The organism is Odoribacter sp. N15.MGS-14 (assembly GCF_000980245.1).
GTDB classification, from domain to species: Bacteria; Bacteroidota; Bacteroidia; order Bacteroidales; family Marinifilaceae; genus Odoribacter; species Odoribacter splanchnicus.
In genome coordinates this window covers 1-4,350 of the sequence record NZ_LARE01000117.1, presented here as the reverse complement: position 1 = coordinate 4,350, position 4,350 = coordinate 1, and the positions used below count along the sequence as shown (strand labels likewise).

Annotated in this window: 3 protein-coding genes; all 3 read left to right on the top strand. The window is 44.8% G+C overall.

Annotation, left to right across the window (positions count from 1 at the left end; genetic code table 11):
• Nucleotides 1-1,576, top strand: a 1,576-nt coding sequence (locus WS34_RS14195; RefSeq protein ID WP_046405644.1) for a hypothetical protein, incomplete at its 5' end; no start/stop codon positions are given.
• A gap of 123 nt (nt 1,577-1,699) precedes the next feature.
• Nucleotides 1,700-3,577: a methylmalonyl-CoA mutase family protein gene (locus WS34_RS14190; RefSeq protein ID WP_022161306.1), complete on the top strand. Its 1,878-nt coding sequence runs from the start codon at nt 1,700-1,702 to the stop codon at nt 3,575-3,577.
• A gap of 38 nt (nt 3,578-3,615) precedes the next feature.
• Nucleotides 3,616-4,350, top strand: a 735-nt coding sequence (locus tag WS34_RS14185) for a methylmalonyl-CoA mutase family protein (protein WP_046405641.1), incomplete at its 3' end; no start/stop codon positions are given.

Genomic DNA, 4,350 nt, shown 5'->3' with positions numbered 1-4,350 from the left:
TTCGGCTTTTGCTTTTTTAGTCTTTTCATTGCCTTCTTTGTGGCTATCCATCGAGTTGAATAACCCGTTTATCAAAGATTTTATCGAAGATGATTTTACGTGGTCGTCTTCAATTATGCTATACGGCTTGTTATTACTGTTCCTGGGATATAAAATCTGGCTGAAAAAGAAGGCGCTTCCTCTTTATAAAACAGTCCGGATATCGCTGGTGTTTTTCAGTTTGATGGTCCTTCTGGCTCTCATCGAAACGATCCGGATTATTTATAATATGACTCTGGCGTTGACCGATCGGCAGGATGTGGTGGAGGCCATTGGGGAAGGGAGTTATTTATTACTTCCCATCGTGGTCTTTTCCTATTTTTTACAGGTCTTTTTTGATTTCCGGAATGTGGAAAATTGGAAAAAAAGAATATTTAGCAAGTCTGTGAAGACATCGCGGATTATCCGGAAAGTAACTGCCTTTTTCTCTTATATGCTGGTCAGTTGTCTGATAATCGGTGCTATGGCGATTTGGGGGATGATGATTAATGAGAAACAGGAAAAATTGGTTCAATCGTATGAGATTATCGATGAATTGTTCGATGGACTGAATAATCTGCAGGGAAAACTCACCTCCAGTGATGTGATTTACGTCAATAATAAACGATTGAATTATCTATGGGAGAATTTCAGAGATGAATTAATGGATACAATCCAGGACCGGCGTGATTATCAGTATGCGCTGTGCCAATATAACCTGGCCCGTCCGGATCGGGTGATCGGGAATCTGGATTTCGATTACTTTACAGATATGCGGTTGGGGATTTTAACTTATAGCGAACTCGGCAATACCGGATTGGTTGAATTATTGCTGGACAGGTATAAAGATGGCCTGATGCGAACGGAGGGACATACGTTGAATGAAATCGATGTCCCGATGATTTGGGCTGCTGAAAAAGTCGGAATGTTCGGGTTTGTAAAGCAATTGTACGATACCGTGCAATATGATTTGGAGGCCAATTCCGCTTTACGCATAAATTATGCACATGCTTTATTGATGACGGGATCGTTTCAACAGGCGATAAGCGAGTATGCCACTTTGCTGGAAGATACCTCCCTGCCGTATGAAAAAGAGTTGGTAAAGGACTTCTCTGTCTTACGTTGGTCGGGTGTTTCCGGGGATACGATCGCTCTTGCAGAAAAAGCGTTGAAGTTGCCGGTCCGGAAAATAAACACGACTCCTGCCGATGACGAAGCGACCCCCGGGTTGGCGGCTCCTTTCGTCGGTCGGTGGAGATACGAAGCGAATCAGCTGTATTATGAGATGGAGGTGACTGCCGGAATTTATAACCTGTGTTTTTATTCCGTGAAAGATACGCTTGGAAATGAGTTGTGGTGTGGAGTTACACGTTTCCGGATGAAAAAAGAAGGCGATAAGCTGATTAGCGAAGAGTTGGATACCCGGCAAAATGAATTGGGGATCGGGGAATGGCAATCGGTAGATCAAAATGAATTGCGGATAAAGATATGGGATAACGGTAATCCGGAAGAAGCCGGAACCGTACGTATTTATCGGCGCCTGAATGAGGAAGGATAAAAGTGACGGGGGTACAAACGTTCTAAATACGGAAAAAAGGCACTAAATAATTTTTTTAATCCTTTGAAAGGGTTAAATTTGTTCGTTTTTTCAAACAAACAGTTACAGTTAAATATATAAATTATGGCAGAAAAAGAAAATTGTAAGCTTTTCAGTGAGTTTGCGCCGAACACAATGCAAGAGTGGATCGACAAAGTCACTGTCGACCTGAAAGGGGCCGATTTCAATAAAAAGCTTGTATGGAGAACCAATGAGGGTTTTAATGTTCAGCCGATGTACCGGTTGGAGAATATGCAGGATCTGAAAAATCTGGATTGTCTACCCGGCGAATTCCCGTTTGTGAGAGGTAACAAAAAAGATAACAACGATTGGTATGTACGTCAGGACATCGTTGTGGAAGATCTGGCTGAAGCAAATAAAAAAGCATTGGATGTATTGAATCGCGGTGTGGACTCACTGGGTTTTGTACTGAATGGATGCCAGGAATTTACCAAAGCAGATATGGAAGTCCTCCTGAAAGACATCTGCCTGGAATGTGTGGAAATCAACTTTGTCGCCGGATGTAAAAAAGGAAGTATCCTGGATGCATTTAAGGCTGTTGTGGAAGAAAGAGGTATTGCACCTGAAAAAATACAGGGGGGAATCAATGTCGATCCGTTGACCGCTCTCACCCGGAAAGGAAAGAACTGTTGCGACAAACCTTTCGAAAACGTAAAAGTAAATCTTGAAAAAATGGCTGCCTACAAAAACTTCAAGACCATTGAAGTAGGTGGATATGTTTTCAATAACTCAGGATCTTCTATCGTTCAGGAGTTGGGATTCTCACTGGCTGCCGGTGTTGAATATCTGGACAAACTGACGGATGCAGGAATGAAGATCGATGAAGTGGCTCCGAAAATCCGTTTCCACTTCGCTACCGGTTCCAAGTATTTCATGGAGATCGCTAAATTGCGGGCTGCCCGTTACTTGTGGGCTCACATCGTGAAAGCCTACAATCCGTCTTGCGATTGCAAATGTAAGATGAATATCCATGCAGAAACTTCTGAGTGGAATAAAACCGTATACGATCCGAACGTAAATATGCTGCGTACTCAGACCGAAACGATGTCGGCCGTATTGGGCGGTGTCGATTCGTTCACCGTTCATCCGTTCGACGATACCTTCGAATGTCATCCCTCCGACGTGGCGGAACGTGTTGCCCGCAACCAGCAGTTGTTGCTGAAAGAAGAGTCGCACTTTGCCAAGATCGTCGATGTTGCCGGCGGTTCATATTATATCGAGGAACTGACCCAGAATATTGCTGAAGCTGCCTGGAAATTATTCCTGGAAACTCAGGAGCAGGGAGGGTATATCGAAGCATTGAAGAAAGGATTTGTTCAGGCTGCTGTGAAAGCTACCGCCCAGGCTCGTGACCTGGCTATCGCTCAGCGTAAAGAAAACTTTGTGGGTGTTAACCAGTTCCCTAACTTCAACGAAAAGATCGATCGTCAGCTGTGTGCCTGCATCTTCGAACCCGAAGACGAAACTGCCGAAGGCGCTGAAATCGAAACCCTGAAACCTTACCGCGGACCGGCTGCATTCGAGGCGATGCGCCTGAAAACCGATGCTTTCTCGGCTAAAAACGGTCGTCCGGTTGTCTATATGTTTCCGATGGGTAATCTGGCTATGCGTAAAGCACGGGCTCAGTTTGCATGTAACTTCTTCGCTTGTGCCGGATTTGAAGTAAAAGATAACAATGGCTTCAAGACGGTCGATGAAGGGGTTCAGGCGTGTCTGGACAATAAAGCCGCTATCGTTGTGCTGTGTAGCTCCGACGATGAATATGCCGGATTTGCACCCGAAGCTTTCGAAAAACTGAAAGACAAGGCTATTGTTGTGGTTGCCGGTAATCCTGAAAGCCGTCCGGAACTGGAAGCCAAAGGATTGATGAACTATATCCACGTGAAGAACAATGTACTGGAAGAACTGAAAGGCTACCAGGTAAAATTAGGTATTAAATAAAGTAACGGGTAACTCTGTAACTTTTTAACTATTGAAACATGAAACCGAATTTTAAAGATATAAATATTAAAGCGTCTGAAAAGGCTTCCATGAGCGCCGCTGAATGGGAAAAAGCCAACCACATCGCTAAAAACTGGACGACCCCTGAGTTGATTCCGGTGAAACCGGTATATACTGCCGATGATTTGAAAGGTATGGAACATCTGGATTATGTTGCCGGTATTCCTCCTTATTTGCGTGGACCGTATTCTGCCATGTATCCTTTGCGTCCCTGGACGATCCGTCAGTATGCCGGATTCTCTACCGCTGAAGAATCGAATGCTTTCTATCGCCGCAATCTGGCTGCCGGACAGAAAGGTTTGTCTGTAGCGTTCGACCTGGCTACTCACCGTGGATACGACTCCGACCACCCGCGTGTGATCGGTGATGTCGGGAAAGCCGGTGTGGCTGTCGATTCTATCCTGGATATGAAGATTCTGTTCGACCAGATTCCTTTGGATAAGATGTCCGTATCTATGACCATGAACGGGGCCGTGCTTCCGGTGCTGGCTTTCTATATTGTTGCCGGATTGGAACAAGGAGCTACCCTGGAGCAGCTGTCCGGAACCATTCAGAACGATATCCTGAAAGAATTTATGGTGCGTAATACCTATATTTACCCGCCGAAATTCTCGATGAAGATCATCGCCGATATCTTCGAATATACGTCCAAGAATATGCCGAAGTTCAACTCTATCTCTATTTCCGGTTATCACATGCAGGAAGCAGGTGCT